At 65.3% G+C, this 18,827-nt stretch carries 13 protein-coding genes; 6 read left to right on the top strand and 7 right to left on the bottom strand.

The features are described 5' to 3' along the window. Positions 1-61: 61 nt before the first annotated feature. A complete protein-coding gene (locus tag ACPRTJ_RS25220) occupies positions 62-1,735 on the top strand; it encodes an AMP-binding protein (protein WP_043863958.1) in 1,674 nt (557 codons plus the stop codon). Between the two features lie 132 nt (positions 1,736-1,867). Here the strand turns inward: ACPRTJ_RS25220 and ACPRTJ_RS25215 are convergent, their stop codons facing one another. Beyond that, positions 1,868-2,023 carry a hypothetical protein gene (locus ACPRTJ_RS25215; RefSeq protein WP_167400188.1) on the bottom strand — a complete coding sequence of 52 codons (156 nt, stop codon included), beginning with the start codon at positions 2,021-2,023 and terminating at the stop codon, positions 1,868-1,870. A 142-nt stretch (positions 2,024-2,165) separates the two neighbouring features. Here ACPRTJ_RS25215 and ACPRTJ_RS25210 point away from each other — a divergent pair, with 142 nt between their 5' ends. The 3 genes from ACPRTJ_RS25210 to glgB are packed head-to-tail and all read left to right on the top strand — an operon-like array spanning position 2,166 to position 9,722. Next, positions 2,166-4,172, top strand: coding sequence for an alpha-1,4-glucan--maltose-1-phosphate maltosyltransferase (locus tag ACPRTJ_RS25210; RefSeq protein WP_078481704.1), 2,007 nt, complete (start codon positions 2,166-2,168; stop codon positions 4,170-4,172). 27 nt (positions 4,173-4,199) lie between these two features. Further along, entirely contained in the window at positions 4,200-7,508 is a 3,309-nt protein-coding gene (gene treS / locus ACPRTJ_RS25205; RefSeq protein WP_196933071.1) for a maltose alpha-D-glucosyltransferase, read from the top strand. Beyond that, on the top strand, positions 7,509-9,722 hold the full coding sequence (gene glgB / locus ACPRTJ_RS25200) for a 1,4-alpha-glucan branching protein GlgB (RefSeq protein ID WP_043863955.1): 2,214 nt from the start codon (positions 7,509-7,511) through the stop codon (positions 9,720-9,722). It begins immediately after the preceding gene. Positions 9,723-9,836: 114 nt separating this feature from the next. Here glgB and ACPRTJ_RS25195 read toward each other — a convergent pair whose 3' ends face one another. From ACPRTJ_RS25195 to ACPRTJ_RS25175, 5 genes are all read right to left on the bottom strand, one after another. Continuing rightward, on the bottom strand, positions 9,837-10,808 hold the full coding sequence (locus ACPRTJ_RS25195; protein ID WP_054914401.1) for a PDR/VanB family oxidoreductase: 972 nt from the start codon (positions 10,806-10,808) through the stop codon (positions 9,837-9,839). Positions 10,809-10,831: 23 nt separating this feature from the next. Beyond that, a complete protein-coding gene (locus ACPRTJ_RS25190) occupies positions 10,832-12,280 on the bottom strand; it encodes an NAD-dependent succinate-semialdehyde dehydrogenase (RefSeq protein WP_327781055.1) in 1,449 nt (482 codons plus the stop codon). 45 nt (positions 12,281-12,325) lie between these two features. Continuing rightward, complete coding sequence (locus ACPRTJ_RS25185) at positions 12,326-13,447, bottom strand: aromatic ring-hydroxylating oxygenase subunit alpha (protein WP_426427522.1); 1,122 nt, start codon at positions 13,445-13,447, stop codon at positions 12,326-12,328. A gap of 153 nt (positions 13,448-13,600) precedes the next feature. Next, entirely contained in the window at positions 13,601-15,223 is a 1,623-nt protein-coding gene (locus tag ACPRTJ_RS25180) for a BCCT family transporter (RefSeq protein WP_043863951.1), read from the bottom strand. Between the two features lie 194 nt (positions 15,224-15,417). Further along, positions 15,418-16,509 carry a tartrate dehydrogenase gene (locus ACPRTJ_RS25175; RefSeq protein WP_043863950.1) on the bottom strand — a complete coding sequence of 364 codons (1,092 nt, stop codon included), beginning with the start codon at positions 16,507-16,509 and terminating at the stop codon, positions 15,418-15,420. 99 nt (positions 16,510-16,608) lie between these two features. Here ACPRTJ_RS25175 and ACPRTJ_RS25170 point away from each other — a divergent pair, with 99 nt between their 5' ends. Then, positions 16,609-17,526 (top strand): LysR substrate-binding domain-containing protein, encoded by a 918-nt coding sequence (locus tag ACPRTJ_RS25170; protein WP_104572521.1) that lies wholly within the window; start codon positions 16,609-16,611, stop codon positions 17,524-17,526. Here the strand turns inward: ACPRTJ_RS25170 and ACPRTJ_RS25165 are convergent. Beyond that, positions 17,523-17,822: an RcnB family protein gene (locus ACPRTJ_RS25165; protein ID WP_043863948.1), complete on the bottom strand. Its 300-nt coding sequence runs from the start codon at positions 17,820-17,822 to the stop codon at positions 17,523-17,525. The genes ACPRTJ_RS25170 and ACPRTJ_RS25165 overlap by 4 nt on opposite strands. Positions 17,823-18,071: 249 nt before the next feature. On the opposite strand from ACPRTJ_RS25165, the gene ACPRTJ_RS25160 reads away from it, so the two are divergent. Then, complete coding sequence (locus tag ACPRTJ_RS25160; RefSeq protein ID WP_043863947.1) at positions 18,072-18,824, top strand: outer membrane beta-barrel protein; 753 nt, start codon at positions 18,072-18,074, stop codon at positions 18,822-18,824. Positions 18,825-18,827: the final 3 nt, after the last annotated feature.

The raw sequence follows: 18,827 nt of genomic DNA, 5'->3' as shown, positions 1-18,827 counted from the left end.
TTTGCGCCACATTAGGTCTCGCGTGAATCAGCACCCACAACAATCACAATACGGGGTCGTCATGAATCAACCGAGCTACACCCAGGGTCGCCAGGACAAACCGCTGCTGGCCATGACCATCGGCCAGGCCCTGGACAACACAGTGGCGCGCTTTGCCGAGCGCGAGGCATTGGTGGTACGCCACCAGCAACTGCGCTACAGCTGGCGTGAACTGGCCGACAGCATCGACCTGCATGCCCGCGCCCTGATGGCGCTGGGCCTGAAGACTGGCGACCGCCTGGGTATCTGGGCGCCCAACTGCGCGCAGTGGTGCATCGCCCAGTTCGCCACCGCCAAAATCGGCGTGATCCTGGTCAACATCAACCCGGCCTACCGCACCAGCGAACTGGAATACGTGCTGCGCCAGTCTGCCTGCCAGTGGCTGATCTGCGCCGGCACCTTCAAGACCTCCGACTACCATGCCATGCTTGGCGAACTGCTGCCGGAGCTGGCGCACCAGGCGCCAGGCCAGCTCAATGGCGAGCGCCTGCCCGACCTGCGCGGGCTGATCAGCCTCGACGACGCGCCGCCGGGCGGCTTCCTGCCGTGGGCGGCGCTGGCCGGCATGGCCGAGCAGGTCGCCCCGGCCGAGTACCAGCAGCGCCAGCAGAGCCTGCAGTTCGACCAGCCGGTGAACATCCAGTACACCTCCGGCACCACGGGCTTCCCCAAGGGCGCGACCCTGAGCCACTACAACATCCTCAACAACGGCTACATGGTCGGCGAGAGCCTGGGCCTGACCGAGCATGACCGCATGGTGATCCCGGTGCCGCTGTATCACTGCTTCGGCATGGTCATGGGCAACCTGGGCTGCATCACCCACGGCACCACCATGATCTACCCCAACGACGCCTTCGACCCGCTGCTGACCCTCGAAGGCGTGGCCCGCGAGCGCGCCACCGTGCTGTACGGGGTGCCGACCATGTTCATCGCGCTGCTCGACCAGCCGCGGCGCGGCGACTACGACCTGAGCAGCCTGCGCACCGGCATCATGGCCGGCGCCACCTGCCCGATCGAGGTGATGCGTCGGGTGATCGACCAGTTGCACATGGGCGAGGTGCAGATCGCCTACGGCATGACCGAGACCAGCCCGGTGTCGCTGCAGACCGGCCCGGACGACGAGCTGGAGTTGCGCGTGACTACGGTGGGGCGCACCCAGCCGCAGCTGGAGAGCAAGATCGTCGACGAACACGGCTGCATCGTACCGCGTGGCACCATCGGCGAGCTGTGTACGCGCGGCTACAGCGTGATGCTGGGCTACTGGGGCAACCCGGCGGCCACCAGCGAGGCGATCGACCCGGCGGGCTGGATGCACACCGGCGACCTGGCGAGCATGGACGAGCAGGGCTACGTGTGCATTGCCGGGCGCAACAAGGACATGATCATTCGCGGTGGCGAGAACATCTACCCGCGCGAGCTGGAGGAGTTCTTCTTTACCCACCCGTCGGTGGCGGACGTGCAGGTGATCGGCATTCCGGATGAGCGTTACGGCGAGGAGATCGTGGCGTGGATCAAGCTGCACCCTGGGCACAGCGCCACCGATGGGGAGCTGCAGGCCTGGTGCAAGAGCCGCATCGCGCACTTCAAGACGCCGCGACATTTTCGTTTCGTCGAGGAGTTTCCGATGACGGTGACCGGCAAGATCCAGAAGTTTCGCATGCGCGAGATCAGCATCGAGGAGTTGTGCAACCGTTGAGCTCGGCGTTTCAGCCATCGCGGGTCAAGCCCGCTCCCACAGGTATCGCGCATTTCTGTAAACCACCGCACTCCTGTGGGAGCGGGCTCGACCCGCGATGGGCACACCGCAGTGCAACTGCCAGATCCCGGTCTACGCTTGCACCTTCACCGGCGGCTCTTCACTGGGCGGGTCGCCCACGGGCTCCTGCTCCTTGGGCGGCTCAGGCTCCTTCTCGGGCACCGGTGGTGGCAGATTGGGGTCATCGATATTCGGATCGGGCGTTTCAGCAGGAATAGGAATATTCATGGGCCGAACCTCACATAAAGGGCTGTTCAAAGGCTGACCCATTCTTCGACCGTGGCCGCGCCGCATCGCTCATTTTTTATTGAACCCCCACGCCTGCCATTGCTCTGAACCTTACCGTCACAGCGTAACGGAGCGATGTTCGATGACCCGCGATGAGCCTTTCAGCACCGATGAAACCAGCGAGCACACCCTGACCCTGGCCAGGGCGCTGCTGCTGCCGCGCATAGTGATCGAGAACACCGAACCTGTGCTCGACGCCGGCCAGCACGCGGTCAAGGGCACCGTGGGCGAACAGGTCACCGTTACCAGCAAGGTCTTCGCCGACGGCCACGACGTGCTGGCCGTGCGCCTGAGCTGGCGCCGCCTGCAGCACCCCAACTGGCACGAAGTGCCCATGACGCTGCTGGGCAACGACAGCTGGGAGGGGCGCTTCACGGTCAGCGAGGTGGGCCGCCACCTGTTCATGATCGAGGCCTGGATCGACCAGTACGCCAGCTACTGCTACGAGCTGGAGAAGAAATTCGCCGCCGGCGTCGACGTAGGCCTGGAGCTGGAGGAGGGCCGCCGCCACCTGATGCAGAGCGCCGAGCGCAGCAGCGAGCCGCTGCGTGCGCAACTGGAGGCGGTGGCCCTGCAACTGGCCAGCCTGCCTGCCCAGGCCGGTGTCGAGCTGCTGCTGCACGGCGACACCCGCGCCCTGATGGGCCGCGCCGACCACCGTGCCTACCTCAGCCGCAGCGCCGAGTTCCCCCTTGAGGTGGAGCGCGAGCGCGCACGCTTTGCCAGCTGGTACGAGCTGTTCCCGCGTTCGGTCACCGACGACCCGGCCCGCCACGGCACCTTCAACGACGTGCATCAGCGCCTGCCGATGATCCGCGACATGGGCTTTGACGTGCTCTACTTCCCGCCCATCCACCCCATCGGCACCCAGCACCGCAAGGGCCGCAACAATGCCTTGCAGGCCGGCCTCGACGACCCCGGCAGCCCCTACGCCATCGGCAGCGCCGACGGCGGGCACGAGGCCATTCACCCGCAGCTGGGCAGCCGCGAAGACTTCCGCCGGCTGGTGGCCGCCGCCGCCGAGCATGGTTTGGAAATCGCCCTGGACTTCGCCATCCAGTGCTCTCAGGACCACCCCTGGCTCACCGAGCACCCGGGCTGGTTCAGTTGGCGCCCCGACGGCACCATCCGCTACGCCGAGAACCCACCGAAAAAATACCAGGACATCGTCAACGTCGACTTCTATGCCGCCGACGCGGTGCCCGCCCTGTGGCTGGCCCTGCGCGACGTGGTGCTGGGCTGGGTGCAGGAGGGCGTGACCCAGTTTCGCGTGGACAACCCGCACACCAAGCCGCTGCCGTTCTGGGAGTGGCTGATCGCCAACGTGCGCAGCCAGCACCCGCAGGTGATCTTCCTCGCCGAGGCCTTCACCAAGCCGGCGATGATGGCGCGCCTGGGCAAGGTCGGCTATTCGCAGAGCTATACCTACTTCACCTGGCGCAACACCAAGGCCGAGCTGCAACAGTACTTCAGCGAACTCAACCAGCCGCCGTGGTCGTACTGCTACCGCCCCAACTTCTTCGTCAACACGCCGGACATCAACCCGTTCTTCCTGCACGACTCCGGCCGCCCGGGCTTTCTGATTCGCGCAGCGCTGGCCACCATGGGCTCGGGCCTGTGGGGCATGTATTCGGGGTTCGAGCTGTGCGAGGCGGCGGCGATACCGGGCAAGGAGGAATACCTGGACTCGGAGAAGTACGAGATCCGCCCGCGCGACTACACCCAGCCCGGCAACATCATTGCCGAGATCGCCCAGCTCAACCGCATCCGCCGCCAGCACCCGGCGCTGCAGACCCACCTGGGCATCCGCTTCTACAACGCCTGGAACGACAACATCCTGTACTTCGCCAAGGGCGATCCGGCCAGCGGCAGCCTGATCCTGGTGGCCGTCAGCCTCGACCCGCACAACGCCCAGGAGGCGCACTTCGAGTTGCCGCTGTGGGAGCTGGGCCTGGAGGACGACGCCGAAACCTTCGGCGAAGACCTGATGAGCGGCCATCGCTGGAGCTGGTACGGCAAGACCCAGTGGATGCGCATCGAACCCTGGCACCAGCCGTTCGGCATCTGGCGCATCACCCCGGCCCGCTAGCCCCCCGCCAACCAGAAGGAGTCGTACATGGCGAAGAAAGCCCGCCCAGCCACGTTCATCAACGACCCGCTGTGGTACAAGGACGCGATCATCTACCAGGTGCACGTCAAGTCGTTCTTCGACTCCAACGGCGACGGCATCGGTGATTTTCCCGGCCTGATCGCCAAGCTCGACTACATCGCCGAGCTTGGGGTCAACACCCTGTGGCTGCTGCCGTTCTACCCCTCGCCACGGCGCGACGACGGCTACGACATCGCCGCCTACAAGGCCGTGCACAGCGACTACGGCACCCTGGCCGACGTGCGACGCTTCATCGCCGAGGCGCACAAGCGCAACCTGCGGGTGATCACCGAGCTTGTCATCAACCACACCTCCGACCAGCACCCGTGGTTCCAGAAGGCCCGGCGCGCCAAGCCCGGCTCCAGGGCGCGGGACTTTTATGTGTGGTCCGACACCGATACCAGGTACGACGGCACGCGCATCATCTTCCTCGACACCGAGCACTCCAACTGGACCTGGGACCCGGTTGCCGGCCAGTACTTCTGGCACCGCTTCTACTCGCACCAGCCCGACCTCAACTTCGACAACCCGCAGGTGCTCAAGGCGGTGATCGGGGTGATGCGCTACTGGCTCGACCTGGGCGTGGATGGCCTGCGCCTGGATGCCATCCCGTACCTGATCGAGCGCGATGGCACCAACAACGAGAACCTGCCCGAAACCCACCAGGTGCTGAAGAAGATCCGCGCCGAAATCGACGCCAACTACCCCGACCGCATGCTGCTGGCCGAGGCCAACCAGTGGCCCGAGGACACCCAGCTGTACTTCGGCGAAGGGCAGGGCGACGAGTGCCACATGGCCTTTCACTTTCCGCTGATGCCGCGCATGTACATGGCGCTGGCCCAGGAAGACCGCTTTCCGGTCACCGACATCCTGCGCCAGACCCCGGAGATCCCGGCCAACTGCCAATGGGCGATCTTCCTGCGCAACCACGACGAGCTGACCCTGGAGATGGTCACTGACCGCGAGCGCGACTACCTGTGGAACTACTACGCCCAGGATCGTCGCGCGCGCATCAACCTGGGCATCCGCCGGCGCCTGGCACCGTTGCTGCAACGCGACCGACGCCGGGTCGAGCTGCTGACCAGCCTGCTGCTGTCGATGCCGGGCACCCCGACCCTGTATTACGGTGACGAGATCGGCATGGGCGACAACATCTACCTGGGCGACCGCGACGGCGTGCGCACGCCGATGCAATGGTCCATCGACCGCAACGGCGGCTTCTCCCGCGCCGACCCGGCACGCCTGGTGCTGCCGCCGATCATGGACCCGCTGTACGGCTACCAGTCGGTGAACGTCGAGGCCCAGGCCAGCGACCCGCATTCGCTGCTCAACTTCAACCGTCGCCTGCTGGCGGTGCGCAAGCAACAAAAGGCCTTTGGCCGCGGCAGCCTGACCATGCTCTCGCCCAGCAACCGCCGCATCCTGGCGTATGTCCGCGAATTCACCGGCAGCGACGGCAAGGGCGAAACCATTCTGTGCGTGGCCAACGTGTCCCGCGCCGCCCAGGCGGCAGAGCTGGACCTCTCGGCCTATGTCGACCAGGTGCCGGTGGAGATGCTCGGCGGCAGCGCGTTCCCGCCGATCGGCCAACTGCCGTTTCTGCTGACCTTGCCGCCCTATGGCTTCTACTGGTTCCTGCTCGCGCCCAGGGACCAGATGCCCAGCTGGCATGTGCAGCCCGCGCAGCCGCTACCGGAGTTCACCACCGTGGTGCTCAAGAAACGCATGGAAGAGCTGCTCGAATCGCCGTCGCGCGACACCCTGCAAGACGCCATCCTGCCGCAGTACCTGCCCAAGCGCCGCTGGTTCGCGGGCAAGGGCGCCGCGGTGGAAAAGGTGCGCATCGCCTATGGCGTGCGCTTCGGTGCGGCCACCAGCCCCGTGCTGCTCAGTGAAATCGAGGTCGACAGCGGCGGGCAGACCAGCCGCTATCAGTTGCCGTTCGGCCTGATCGGCGAAGACCAGCTGACCAGCGCATTGCCCCAGCAACTGGCCCTGTCACGGGTACGCCGGGGGCGCCAGGTGGGCCTGATCACCGATGGTTTCGTGCTCGAAAGCTTCATTCGCGCGGTGCTGGCCGGCTTTGCCGATGGCACGCGCCTGAGCTGCAGCGACGGCGAGTTGCAGTTCCAGGCCACCGAGCAGCTGGCCGCCCTGGAGCTGGGCGACGAGCCGGCGGTGCGCTACCTGTCGGCCGAGCAGTCCAACAGCTCGGTGGTGGTAGGGGGCAGCCTGGTGCTCAAGCTGATCCGCCGGGTCAATGGCGGCATCCACCCCGAGCTCGAGATGAGCGCCTACCTCACTGCCGCCCGCTACCCGAACATATCACCGCTGCTGGGCTGGCTGAGCCGGGTGGACGCCACCGGGCAGCCGCACCTGCTGATGATCGCCCAGGGCTACCTGAGCAACCAAGGCGACGCCTGGGACTGGACCCAGAACACCCTGGAACGCGCGATTCGCGACGAAATGGAACCCGGCACCCAGGCCCCGCAGGCCCATGCCGATGCCTTGCAGGAGCTGCAGGCCTTTGCCGCGCAGCTGGGCCAGCGCCTGGGCCAGATGCACCAGGTGCTGGCCGCGCCCACCCAGGACCCGGCGTTCAAGCCGCGGGTGAGTAGCGCGCGCGATGGCAAGGCCTGGGGCAAGCAGGTCAGCGCCCAGCTCAACCAGGCGTTCGACCTGCTGGAGCAGCACCGCGATGAGCTGGATGCCGACAGCCAGGCGCTGGTCGACGACCTGGGCAAGCAGCGCAAGGGCCTGCTCGAACAGGTCAGCGAACTGGCCATGCAGGCGGTCGGTGGCGTGCTGATACGGGTACACGGCGACCTGCACCTGGGCCAGGTGCTGGTGGTGCAGGGCGATGCCTATCTGATCGACTTCGAAGGCGAGCCGGCGCGCCCGCTGGAGGAGCGACGCGGCAAGCACAGCCCGTACAAGGACGTCAGCGGCGTGCTGCGTTCGTTCGACTATGCTGCTGCGATGGTGTTGCGCAGCGCGTCGGGGGTGGACGTCTCGCCGCCGGCCCGCCAGGCCCGTCAGCGCGTGGCGCGGCGCTACCTGCACCAGGCCCGGCATGCCTTTGTTCAGGCCTACGATCTGGCCACCGCCGACCTGCCGCACGCCTGGGAACAGCCCGGCGGGGCACGCGCGGCGCTGGACCTGTTCAGCCTGGAAAAGGCTGCCTACGAAATTATGTATGAAGCCGAGAATCGCCCGAGCTGGTTGGCCGTGCCCTTGCATGGCCTCCATGGGCTTGTCAGTACGTGGGGAGAATGAATGAGCGCGCACAAGCGGGAACAGGCTGGGTTGGGCACAAGGGATATCGATGACCTGGTCAATGCCAGGCACGGCGACCCGTTCGCGGTGCTCGGGCCGCACCCGGATGGCGCGGGCGGGCAGTGGATACGCGCCTACCTGCCCGATGCCCTGAGTGCCCGGGCGCTGGCCCGTGACAGTGGGCAGGTGCTGCTGGAGCTGGAGCAGGGCAGTGTGCCCGGGCTGTTCAGCGGGCGGTTGCAGCAACCGCAGGCGTACGACCTGCACATCAACTGGGCAGGGGGCGAGCAGGTCACCGAAGACCCCTACAGCTTTACCCAGTTGCTGCTGGGCGAGATGGACCTGTACCTGTTCGCCGAGGGCAATCATCGCGACCTGGCCAAGGTATTCGGCGCGCAGCCCGCACAGGTTGACGGCATCGACGGGGTGCGCTTTGCGGTGTGGGCGCCGAATGCGCGGCGGGTGTCGGTGGTCGGTCACTTCAACAACTGGGACGGGCGCCGCCACCCGATGCGCAAGCGCGTGCCCAGCGGTGTGTGGGAGCTGTTCATCCCGCGCCTGCAGGCCGGCGAGACGTACAAGTACGAACTGCTCGGGCCCGACGGCATCCTGCCGCTCAAGGCCGACCCGCTGGCACTGGCCACCGAGCTGCCGCCCAGCACCGCCTCGAAGGTGGCCGCCGCGCTGGGCCATGTGTGGCAGGACCAGGGCTGGATGCGCGTGCGTGCGGCGCACCAGGCCACCAACGCGCCGCTGTCGATCTACGAACTGCACGCCGGTTCCTGGCAATGCGAGCTGGATGAAAGCGGTGAAGTGGCCCGCTACTACAACTGGCGCGAACTGGCCGAGCGGCTGGTGCCCTACATCCAGGAGCTGGGCTTCACCCATATCGAGCTGATGCCGATCATGGAGCATCCGTTTGGCGGCTCGTGGGGCTACCAGCCGTTGTCGATGTTCGCGCCCACCGCGCGCTATGGCACGGCCGAGGATTTCGCCGCGTTCATCGACGCCTGCCACCAGGCCCACATCGGCGTGATCCTCGACTGGGTGCCGGCGCATTTTCCCACCGACGAACATGGGCTGGCGCAGTTCGACGGCACCGCACTGTATGAGTACGCCAACCCGCTGGAGGGCTTCCACCAGGACTGGGACACGCTGATCTACAACCTGGGGCGCAACGAGGTGCACGGCTTCATGCTGGCTTCGGCATTGCACTGGCTCAAGCATTTTCACATCGACGGGCTGCGGGTGGATGCGGTGGCCTCGATGCTGTACCGCGACTATTCGCGCAAGGCCGGCGAATGGGTGCCCAACCGCCACGGCGGGCGCGAGAACCTGGAGGCCATCGATTTTCTGCGCCACCTCAACGACGTGGTGGCCCAGGAGGCGCCGGGGGCGCTGGTGATCGCCGAGGAATCCACCGCCTGGCCGGGTGTCAGCCAGCCGACCCAGCAGGGCGGCCTGGGTTTCAACTACAAGTGGAACATGGGCTGGATGCACGACACCCTGCATTACATCCAGAACGACCCGATCCACCGTGCGCATCATCACAACGAGATGAGCTTCGGCCTGATCTACGCGTATTCCGAGCATTTCATCCTGCCGATTTCCCATGACGAGGTGGTGCACGGCAAGCACTCGCTGATCGACAAGATGCCGGGCGACCGCTGGCAGAAGTTCGCCAACCTGCGCGCGTACCTGGCCTTCATGTGGTGCCATCCGGGCAAGAAGCTGCTGTTCATGGGCTGCGAATTCGGCCAGTGGCGCGAGTGGAACCATGACGCGGAACTGGACTGGTACCTGTTGCAGTACCCCGAGCACAAGGGTGTGCAGTCGCTGGTGGCCGACCTGAACCGGCTGTACCGCGACGAGAAGGCGCTGCATCAGCAGGACTGCGTGCCGCAAGGGTTCCAGTGGCTGATCGGCGACGATGCGCGCAACAGCGTGTATGCGTGGCTGCGCTGGAGCGCCGAGGGCGAGCCGTTGCTGGTGGTGGCCAACTTCACGCCGGTGCCGAGGGAGGGTTATCGCATCGGGGTGCCGTTTGGCGAACAGTGGGTGGAGGTGCTCAACAGCGATGCCCAGGTGTATGCCGGGTCCAACTACGGCAACCTCGGGGCGGTGAACAGCGAGGCGTTGCCCAGCCATGGGCAGCCGCTGTCGCTGGCGGTGAACCTGCCGCCACTGGCGGTGCTGGTGCTGCGCCCGGCTTGAGACCTTGGGCCTGCTGCGCAGGCCATTCGCGGGTCAAGCCCGCTCCCACAGGGATTGCAGTGTTTTCAGGAACTGCACTGCACCTGTGGGAGCGGGCTTGACCCGCGATTCGATCTACAGGTCCAGCACCAGCCGGGCCGTGCGCGCCCGCGACACGCACAGCATCATGCTCTGCTGCGAAGCCTTCTCTTCATCGCTCAGGTACTGGTCGAAATGCTCGGCCTCACCCTCCAGAATCATGGTCTCGCAGGTGCCGCACACACCCTCGCGGCACAGGCATTCCACCTTGGCCGCCTTGGATTTCTCGATGGCCTGCAAGATGGTCATGCCTTCCTCCACCTGCAACTCCTGCCCCGAGCGCGCCAGCACCACGGTAAACGCCGCGCCGGTCACCGGCGCCGCGGCAAACTGCTCCCAGTGCACGCGCTGCTCGGCAATGCCCAGCGACGCTGCGGTGGCGATCACCGCATCGATCAGCGGCTTGGGCCCGCACACATACACATGCGCCGCGTCATCCAGGCCCGCAAACAGCGCGGCCAGGTCCAGCTTGCGCTCCAGGCTGTCGATGTAGAACTGCGTGTTGGCCGCATGCGGCCCGCTGCTCAGTTCGGCCTGGAACGCGCCATGCTCGGGGCTGCGAAAGGCATAGTGCAGCTCGTAGGCGGTGCTGCCGGCCTCCAGTTCATGCAACTGCGCCAGAAACGGCGTGATGCCGATGCCGCCGGCGATCAGTACGTGCCGGCCCGCGCTCGGGTCCAGCGCGAACAGGTTGTTGGGGCTGGAGATGGTCAGCACGCTGCCCACCTCGACCTGCTGGTGCATGAACGCCGAGCCACCCTTGGACTGCTCTTCAAGGCGCACGCCGATCTGGTAGCTGCGGGTGTCGCGCGGGTCGCTCATCAGCGAGTAGGCGTTGCTGAACTGGCGCCCGTCGGCGCCCTGCATCTGCACGATCACGTGGCTGCCACCGGTAAATGCCGGCATCGGCGCGCCGTCCTCACGGGCCAGGGTGAAGCGCTTGATCAGCGGCGTCGCCTGCTCGACGGCGGTTACCTGCACACTGAACATCTCGTATTTGTTGGCCATGATTCACCTCGACTGCCACTGGCTCACACGGCCAGGCACAGGTACTTGATTTGCAGATAGTCTTCGATGCCGTAGCGCGAGCCTTCGCGGCCCAGGCCCGACTGCTTGACGCCGCCAAACGGCGCCACTTCATTGGAGATCAGCCCGGTATTGATACCGACCATGCCGTACTCCAGTGCCTCGGCCACCTTGAACACCCGGGCGATGTCGCGGCTGTAGAAGTACGCCGCCAGGCCGTACAGGGTGTCGTTGGCCTGGGCAATCACCTCTTCGTCGCTGCGAAAGCGCACGATGGCCGCCACCGGGCCGAAGATCTCGTCCTGCAGCAGCTGGGTGCCCGGCGCAATGTTGGCCAGCACCGTGGGTGCGAAGAAGTTGCCGCCCAGCGCATGGGCTTCGCCGCCCAGCAGCAGGTCGGCGCCCTTGGCCATGGCGTCGTCGATCAGGCTGTGCACCTTGGCCACGGCCTTGTCGCTGATCAGCGGGCCGACCTGGCTCGCGGCGCTGGTGCCGTGGCCCACGCCCAGGGCGCGCACGCGCTCCACGAAGCGTTCGGTGAACTGCGCATACACGCTGTCATGCACGTAGAAACGGTTGACGCATACGCAGGTCTGGCCGGCGTTGCGGTACTTGGCTGCCAGCGCGCCTTCGACGGCGGCGTCGATGTCGGCATCGTCGAACACGATGAACGGCGCGTTGCCGCCCAGTTCCAGCGACACCTTCTTGATGCTCTGGGCACACTGACCCATCAGCAGCCGGCCGATCGGGGTGGAGCCGGTAAAGCTCAGCTTGCGCACGGCCGGGTGCCCGGTGAACTGGGCGCCAATGGCCACCGCATCACCGGTGACCACGCTGAACACCCCGGCAGGGATGCCTGCACGTTCGGCCAGCTCCACCAGCGCCAGGGCGCAGAAGGGGGTTTCGTTGGCCGGCTTGACCACGATGGTGCAGCCGGCGGCCAGGGCCGGGGCCACCTTGCGCGTGATCATCGCCGCCGGGAAGTTCCACGGGGTGATGGCGGTGCACACGCCGATGCCCTGCTTGATCACCAGCAGGCGCTTGTCGTTGGAAGGGCTGGGGATGACATCGCCGTAGACGCGCTTGCCTTCCTCGGCAAACCATTCGATGAACGAGGCCGCGTAGCGGATCTCGCCCAGTGCCTCGTGCAGTGGCTTGCCCTGCTCGAAGGTCATCAGCCGGGCCAGGTCGTCTTCGTGTTGCAGCAGCAGTTCGAACCAGCGGCGCAGCACCTGCGCGCGGTCCTTGGCGGTGCGCTCGCGCCAGCCTTGCAGCGCGGCCTCGGCGGCTTCGATGGCGCGTACCGTCTCGGCGCCGCCCATCAGCGGCACGCTGCCCAGGCGCTCGCCGTTGGCCGGGTCGCAGACCTCGACCTGACGACCGTCGTCGGCATCGCACCAGTGGCCGTTGATGTACGCCTGTTGGCGCAGCAGTGTGGGATCGTTGAGTTTCACGCAAGGCACTCCATGCCGCCCCCGGCGTACCGGGGGCGGGCGTTGTCAGTCGTTGAGGTGGGCGACGGCGATCAGGTTGTGGAAGTGGGCGATGCCGTGCTCGCTCATGCCGCTGCGCTCACGGTCGGCCATGATCCGGCCCTGGCCACGGTAGCCGCGGGACTTGAGGCCCTTCTGCACGCTTTCGACCAGGCGCAGGTCCTCGGGGCGGAACACCTCGCGGTACCAGTCGATGAGTTTCTGCTGCTCTTCGGTGATGTCCTTGTTCAGGAAGTACACGTCGTAGTGCTGCAGGGTGGTTTCGGCGTCGACCGGGAACTCGTAGATCACGGTCATGAAGTTCGCGCCTGGCGGCACGTTGAACATGGTGCACGGCCATGCCCAGAAGCCGGCGAAGGAGGGGTCCTTGACGCTTTCGTCGAACTTGAACGACTGCTCCGACGGCTTGGCCAGACCATATTGCAGGGTCCAGTTGCCGTAGGTGGTGTGGCTGTACTGGCCGACGTCCACCGAGTCGGAGAAGCCCGGGTGCGCCGGGGCGCAGTGGTAGCACTCCAGGTAGTTGTCGACGATGGACTTCCAGTTGGCCGGGGTATCGCTGACGAAACGTGCTGCCAGGTGCAGGTCGTCGATCACCGCGCAGGCCTGGCGCATGCGTGCCTGCAGGCCGGGCAGCTGGTCTTCGACGCTCCCGGCGGCCATGTCCATGTTGATGAAGATGAAGCCTGCGTACTCTTCCACGCGCAGCTGCACCAGGGTGGAGTTCTGCTTGTCGAAGTTGACCACGTTCTCGCAGTTGCGTGCGTGGGCCAGTTCGCCGTCGAGCTTGAAGGTCCATGCGTGGTACGGGCAGGTGATCACGTTCTTGGCCTTGCCGCTGCCGCTGAGCAACTGGTGGCCACGGTGCGGGCACACGTTGTAGAAGGCGCGCAGCACGCTGTCGCGACCACGCACCACGATGATGCTCTCGCCGATGATCTCGCGGGTGATGTAGGCGTTGTTCTCGGCCACTTCGCTGCGATGACCCACGCAGATCCAGCTGCGCGCGAAGATGTTCTCTTTCTCGTGCTCGAACACCGCAGGCTGGGTGTAGAACTTGGCCGGAATGGTGAAGGCCTCGTCTGCGCTGGCGCAGAAATCGGCGGGCAGGCGTTTGAAGTCGTTCATTGCTATCTCCTCACGGGGGCGTCCAGCCAGGCCGGCGCACCGTTGTTCAATTGGCTTTTACTTATTGGTTTACGTGTATCTATTGGTTAACAGAGCAGGCAAAAAAAAGGACCGTCAGGCCTGCATCCGTGCAGGTGGGTCGGGGTCAGCGACTCAGCGGGCCGTCGCGGTTACCGGGGCCGCTGCGGGTTGTTCAACGGGTTCAGGCTGTTCGGGCTGCTCGCCGGCCAGGCGCGCGGCCTCTTCCTCGATGCGGTGGGCCGGCACGTGGCCGTAGTCCTGCAGCATCCACTTGAAGAAGCCGTAGATCTTGATCAGCAGAATCACCATGAACGGGATCGCGGTCAGCACCACGGCGGTCTTCATGGTCGACAGCGAGGCCTTGGCGAACAGCATGGCCAGCGGTACCAGGGTCAGCACCACGCACCAGAACAGACGGTGGGTGGGGGTGGGGTCGTCGCCTTCGCGCAGGTTGCGGGTACTGGTGGCCGCCACGGCATAGGCGGCAGCGTCCATGTGCGAGGCGCAGAACACCGCCATGATGAACAGGTACACGCCCAGGAACACCTTGCCCATCGGCAGTGCTGTCAGCAGGGCACTGACCGCCGATTCGCCGCCTTGCTCGCTGAGGATCTTCGGTACGTCGATGGCGCCGTTGATGAACTGGTGCATGCTGTAGCTTTCCAGCGCGCCAAAGAAGAACCAGCAGCCCACGCTGCCACCGGCGAGCAGGGCGAACACCACTTCCTTGAGCTGGCGCCCACGGGACACACGGGTCACGAACATGGCCACGCCCGGGGCATAGGACACCCACCACAGCCAGTAGAACACCGTCCAGTTGCGGGTGAACGCGCCGTCGCCGGCCGGGTCGGTGAACAGGCTCATGCGCACATAGTTCTGCACCATCAGGCCGATGGAGTTGGCGGTGTTGTTGATGGTGAACTGGGTCGGGCCCACCAGCAGCACCACGCCGGCGAACACCAGCGCGCCGATGCACACCATCTTGCTCAGGCGCTGCAGGCCGCCATCGATGCCGATGTAGGAACTGAGCGAGAACAGGATGGCCACTGCACCGATCACCATCAGTTGCACGGTGAAGGTGTCGGGGGTGCCGGCCAGGTCATGCAGGCCGCGGGTCAGGGTCGAGGCGGTGAGCGCCAGCGACACGGTCAGCGCGCCCATCATGGTCAGCAGGAAGATCAGGTCCACGGTGCGACCGATCGGGCCGGTGGCCTTGAAGCCGGTCACCGCCTCGACGATCGAGGCCAGGTTCAGGCCGCTCTTCTTGCGCACGTGGAAGTGATAGGCCATGGCCAGCGAGGCCAGGGCATAGATCGACCAGGCGCTGATGCCCCAGTGGAAGAACGAGTAGCTGACGCTGTATTCCAGCGCCTGGCTCGATTGCGCGGCAATGTTCAGACCAGGGGTCTGGTAGTAGTAGGCCCATTCCATCACGCCCCAGTACAGGGTCGAGGACCCCATGCCGGCACAGATGAACATGAACACCCAGGTGGGGGTGGAGTACTCGGGCTTGCCGCTGCCGAAGCGGATGTTGCCGTACTTGCTGAACGCCAGATACAGCACGGCCAGCGAACTGCCGAATACCAGCACCTGGACACTGGTGCCGAAGGTACGGGTGGCAATCTCGAACAACTGGTTGGCGGCCTGTTCGGCCTGGGAGGGAAACACGGCGAGGCCGATCACGGTGAGCAGCACGGCAATCAGGCTCACGGTAATCAGGAACACATCTATCTGTTTTTTATTCTTGTGCGACATCATCGTCTCCTGGACGTTGGCGTTCTTATCTGTACCCGGCAGGCAATCCGGGGGTAGTGCGGTAAAGCGTCCTCCTTCTGTTAACTATAAGTTAACTACTATCTTTTGGTTAACAGATTCTGCCTAGAATCTTGTGGGCTCGCAAGAGGTGACGGGCCGGATTGTCTGGCAATTCAGACAACCGGCCCGTTGGTTCACCCTTCGATCAGCGCGGTGATGGCCTGGCCGACCTGTTGGGTGGACTTCTGCCCGCCCATGTCGCGGGTGGTGTCGCCGGCGGCGATCACGCGCTCGATGGCGCCGAGGATGTCGTCGTGGGCGGCGCGGTAGCGCGGGTCGGCCCCGTCATTGCCGAGGAACTCCAGCATCAGCGCCCCGGACCAGATCATCGCGATCGGGTTGGCGATGTTCTGGCCGAAGATATCCGGCGCCGAGCCGTGGACCGGTTCGAACAGCGACGGGAACCTGCGCTCGGGGTTGAGGTTGGCCGACGGTGCGATGCCGATGGTGCCGGCGCAGGCCGGGCCCAGGTCGGAGAGGATGTCGCCGAACAGGTTGGAAGCCACCACCACGTCGAAGCGGTCCGGCTGCAGCACGAAGCGTGCGCAGAGGATGTCGATGTGCTGCTTGTCCCAGCTGATCTCGGGGTAGTTGGCGGCCATCGCGGCGGTGCGCTCGTCCCAGTACGGCATGCTCACGGCCATGCCGTTGGACTTGGTGGCCGAGGTCACGTGCTTGCGCTCGCGGGTCTGCGCCACGTCGAAGGCATACTTGAGAATGCGGTCGACGCCGCGGCGGGTGAACACCGACTCCTGCAGCACGAACTCGTTTTCGGTGCCTTCGAACATGCGACCGCCCAGCGAGGAGTACTCGCCCTCGGTGTTCTCGCGGATCACCACGAAGTCGATGTCGCCCGGCTCGCGACCGGCCAGCGGGCAGGGTACGCCGGGGAACAGACGCACCGGACGGATGTTCACGTACTGGTCGAAGTCGCGGCGGAACTTGAGCAGCGAGCCCCACAGCGAGATGTGGTCCGGCACCTTGTCGGGCCAGCCGACCGCACCGAAGTACAGCGCATCGAAGCCCTTGAGCTGCTCGAACCAGTCATCGGGCATCATCTTGCCGTGGGCCAGGTAATAGTCGCAGCTGGCCCACTCGAAGAATTCGAACTGGATGTCCAGGCCGTGCTTGCGCGCGGCGGCTTCGACAACGCGGATGCCCTCGGGCAGCACTTCGTTTCCGATACCGTCGCCAGGAATGGCGGCAATCTTGAAGGTCTTGGTCATGGCGGCTCACTCGTTGTTGTTTGGGAACAGGTGAGCGCATGCTATAAGCCATTGGGTCAGAGATAATCTCGCCCAACATGAATTCTTTGTGCACATATCGTGAATAGTCTGCCCAACCTCGAAGACCTCAACATTTTTGTCCAGGTGGCCAAGCGCGCCAGCTTTGCCGCGGTGGCCGAGCAACTGGGCATGTCGGCCGCGTTCATCAGCAAGCGTGTGCGCCTGCTCGAGCAGCAGATGGGCGTGCGCCTGCTGCACCGCACCACGCGGCGGGTGTCGCTGAGCGAGGAGGGCGAGCGGGTCTACCAGTGGGCCTTGCAGATCTTCGAGACGGTGCAGCGCATGGGCGACGACATCAGCACCCAGCACCGCGTGCCGGTGGGCCAGTTGCGTATCGCCAGTAGCCTGGGCCTGGGCCGGCGCTTCGTGGCGCCGGCGCTATCGGAGCTGGCCGAGCGCTACCCGCAGCTGGATATCCGCCTGGACGTGCACGACCGCCTGGTGGACCTGATCGAGGAGGGGGTAGACCTGGATATCCGCGTGGGCAACGTGATTGCCCCGCACCTGATCGCCAAGCCGCTGGCCCACAACCGGCGCGTGCTGTGCGCCGCACCGGGCTACCTGCAACGGCGCGGCACGCCGCGCCAGCTGGCCGAGTTGAGCAGCCATGACTGTTTGGTGATCAAGGAGCGTGACCACCCGTTCGGCGTCTGGCAACTACAGGGGCCGCAGGGCGAGCAGAGCGTGCGGGTGACCGGCGGGCTGTCGACCAACCACGGCGAGGTGGCGCACCAATGGTGCCTGGACGGGCGGGGGATACTGCTGCGTTCGTACTGGGATGTGCACGACAGCCTGGCCGATGGCCGGCTGGTGCCGGTGCTGGAGGACTATCACCAGGCGGCGGACATCTGGGCGGTGTACACCTCGCCCCTGGCCAGCTCGGCGAAAGTACGCGTGGCGGTCGAGTTCCTGCGCCAGTACTTCGCCGAGCGCTACAGCCTGCCGGCGCTGGGTTAGCCCTTGGCAGGCACGATTTTCTTGATGGTGCCGTTGGTGATTTCGATCAGCACGTAGTTGTCCTGGATCTTGACCCACTGGCTGTCTTCGTCGGGCTGGCTCAGGCCCTTTTCCTTCCAGCCGCGCAGGGCCATGTCGTCGCGCTTGTAGAGGTCGGGGGCCTTGTCGTGCACCTTCAGCTCGCGGGTCGGGGACTCGGGGGCGACCACGCTGGGCTCGGCGGCCTGGGCCGGGAGCTGGACCAGGGCGACACTGCCGAGCAGGGCAAGGGTGGTGAACAGTTTGCGTGCAGTCATGCGGTACTCCTGATGGCTGGGGCTTGAAGAATCGGACTGCGCGCTGCTGCAAACATTCCATCGGTTGTATATCTGCGGCGTTGCCTTCGCTGGCAATGCCAGCTCCCACAGGGTTTTGTGAACGCCCGACACGGTTTCTGTGACACAACCCGCACCCCAGAGCCTTCGTCTGAACTTTTTGAAACGCCCGGGGTTCGAAAGGTCGCATTCGACCCCGAGTGCCTTTCACATAAATGGAGACTGAAAGTGATGTCCAAGCGATTCGGCAACCTGCTGCTCAAGACCTCGGCCCTGGCGGTACTGGCCGCCCCCCTGAGTGCACTGGCCGCAGCCCCCACCGACCCGATTGCAACCTTTGGTGTTCTCGGCGCCTACAACAAGTTCAAGCTCGAAGGCGGCAGCGAGTCCGATACCGACCGCATGGGTGAAGGCGGCCTGTTCTTCAACTTCGGCAACAAGCTCACCGCTGAATCCGGCTTCATCTACCAGGCCGGTGTCGACCTCAAGTACGGCGACCACAACGACACCAAGCTCAAGGAAGGCCAGGCCGACGTGGACCTGGGCTGGCGCGCCGCGATCGATGCGCGCAACTCGGTCGACCTGATCGTGGGCGGCGGCTACAACTGGTCGCGCTACGAGCTGGAATCCAACGGCTACGACATGAAGCTGACCGGTCGCACCCCCTTCGCCAAGGCCGCGCTGGGCTACAACCACCAGTTCGACGACATGACCCTGCGCCTGGAAGCCGGTGCACGCCGTTCGCTGGACAGCAAGGCCAAGCTGCATGTCGAAGACGTGGGCAACGACACCGTCGACCTCAAGGACCGTACCAACCCCTATGCCGAAGTCAGCCTGCTGATGAACCAGAAGGGCTCGATGCCGGTGATGGCCGGCCTGTACTACACCCGCACCGAGTACAAGCTGGACGAAGACTCGGAAGTGGCCGACAACATCAAGCTCAAGCGTGACGAGTTCGGCATCAAGGTCGGCCTTGCGTTCTAAGGG

The organism is Pseudomonas palmensis, from assembly GCF_049942755.1.
In the GTDB taxonomy this organism is placed as follows: Bacteria; Pseudomonadota; Gammaproteobacteria; order Pseudomonadales; family Pseudomonadaceae; genus Aquipseudomonas; species Aquipseudomonas palmensis.
The sequence above is the reverse complement of the archived record's forward strand: the minus strand, read 5'-3'. Positions and strand labels throughout refer to the sequence as shown.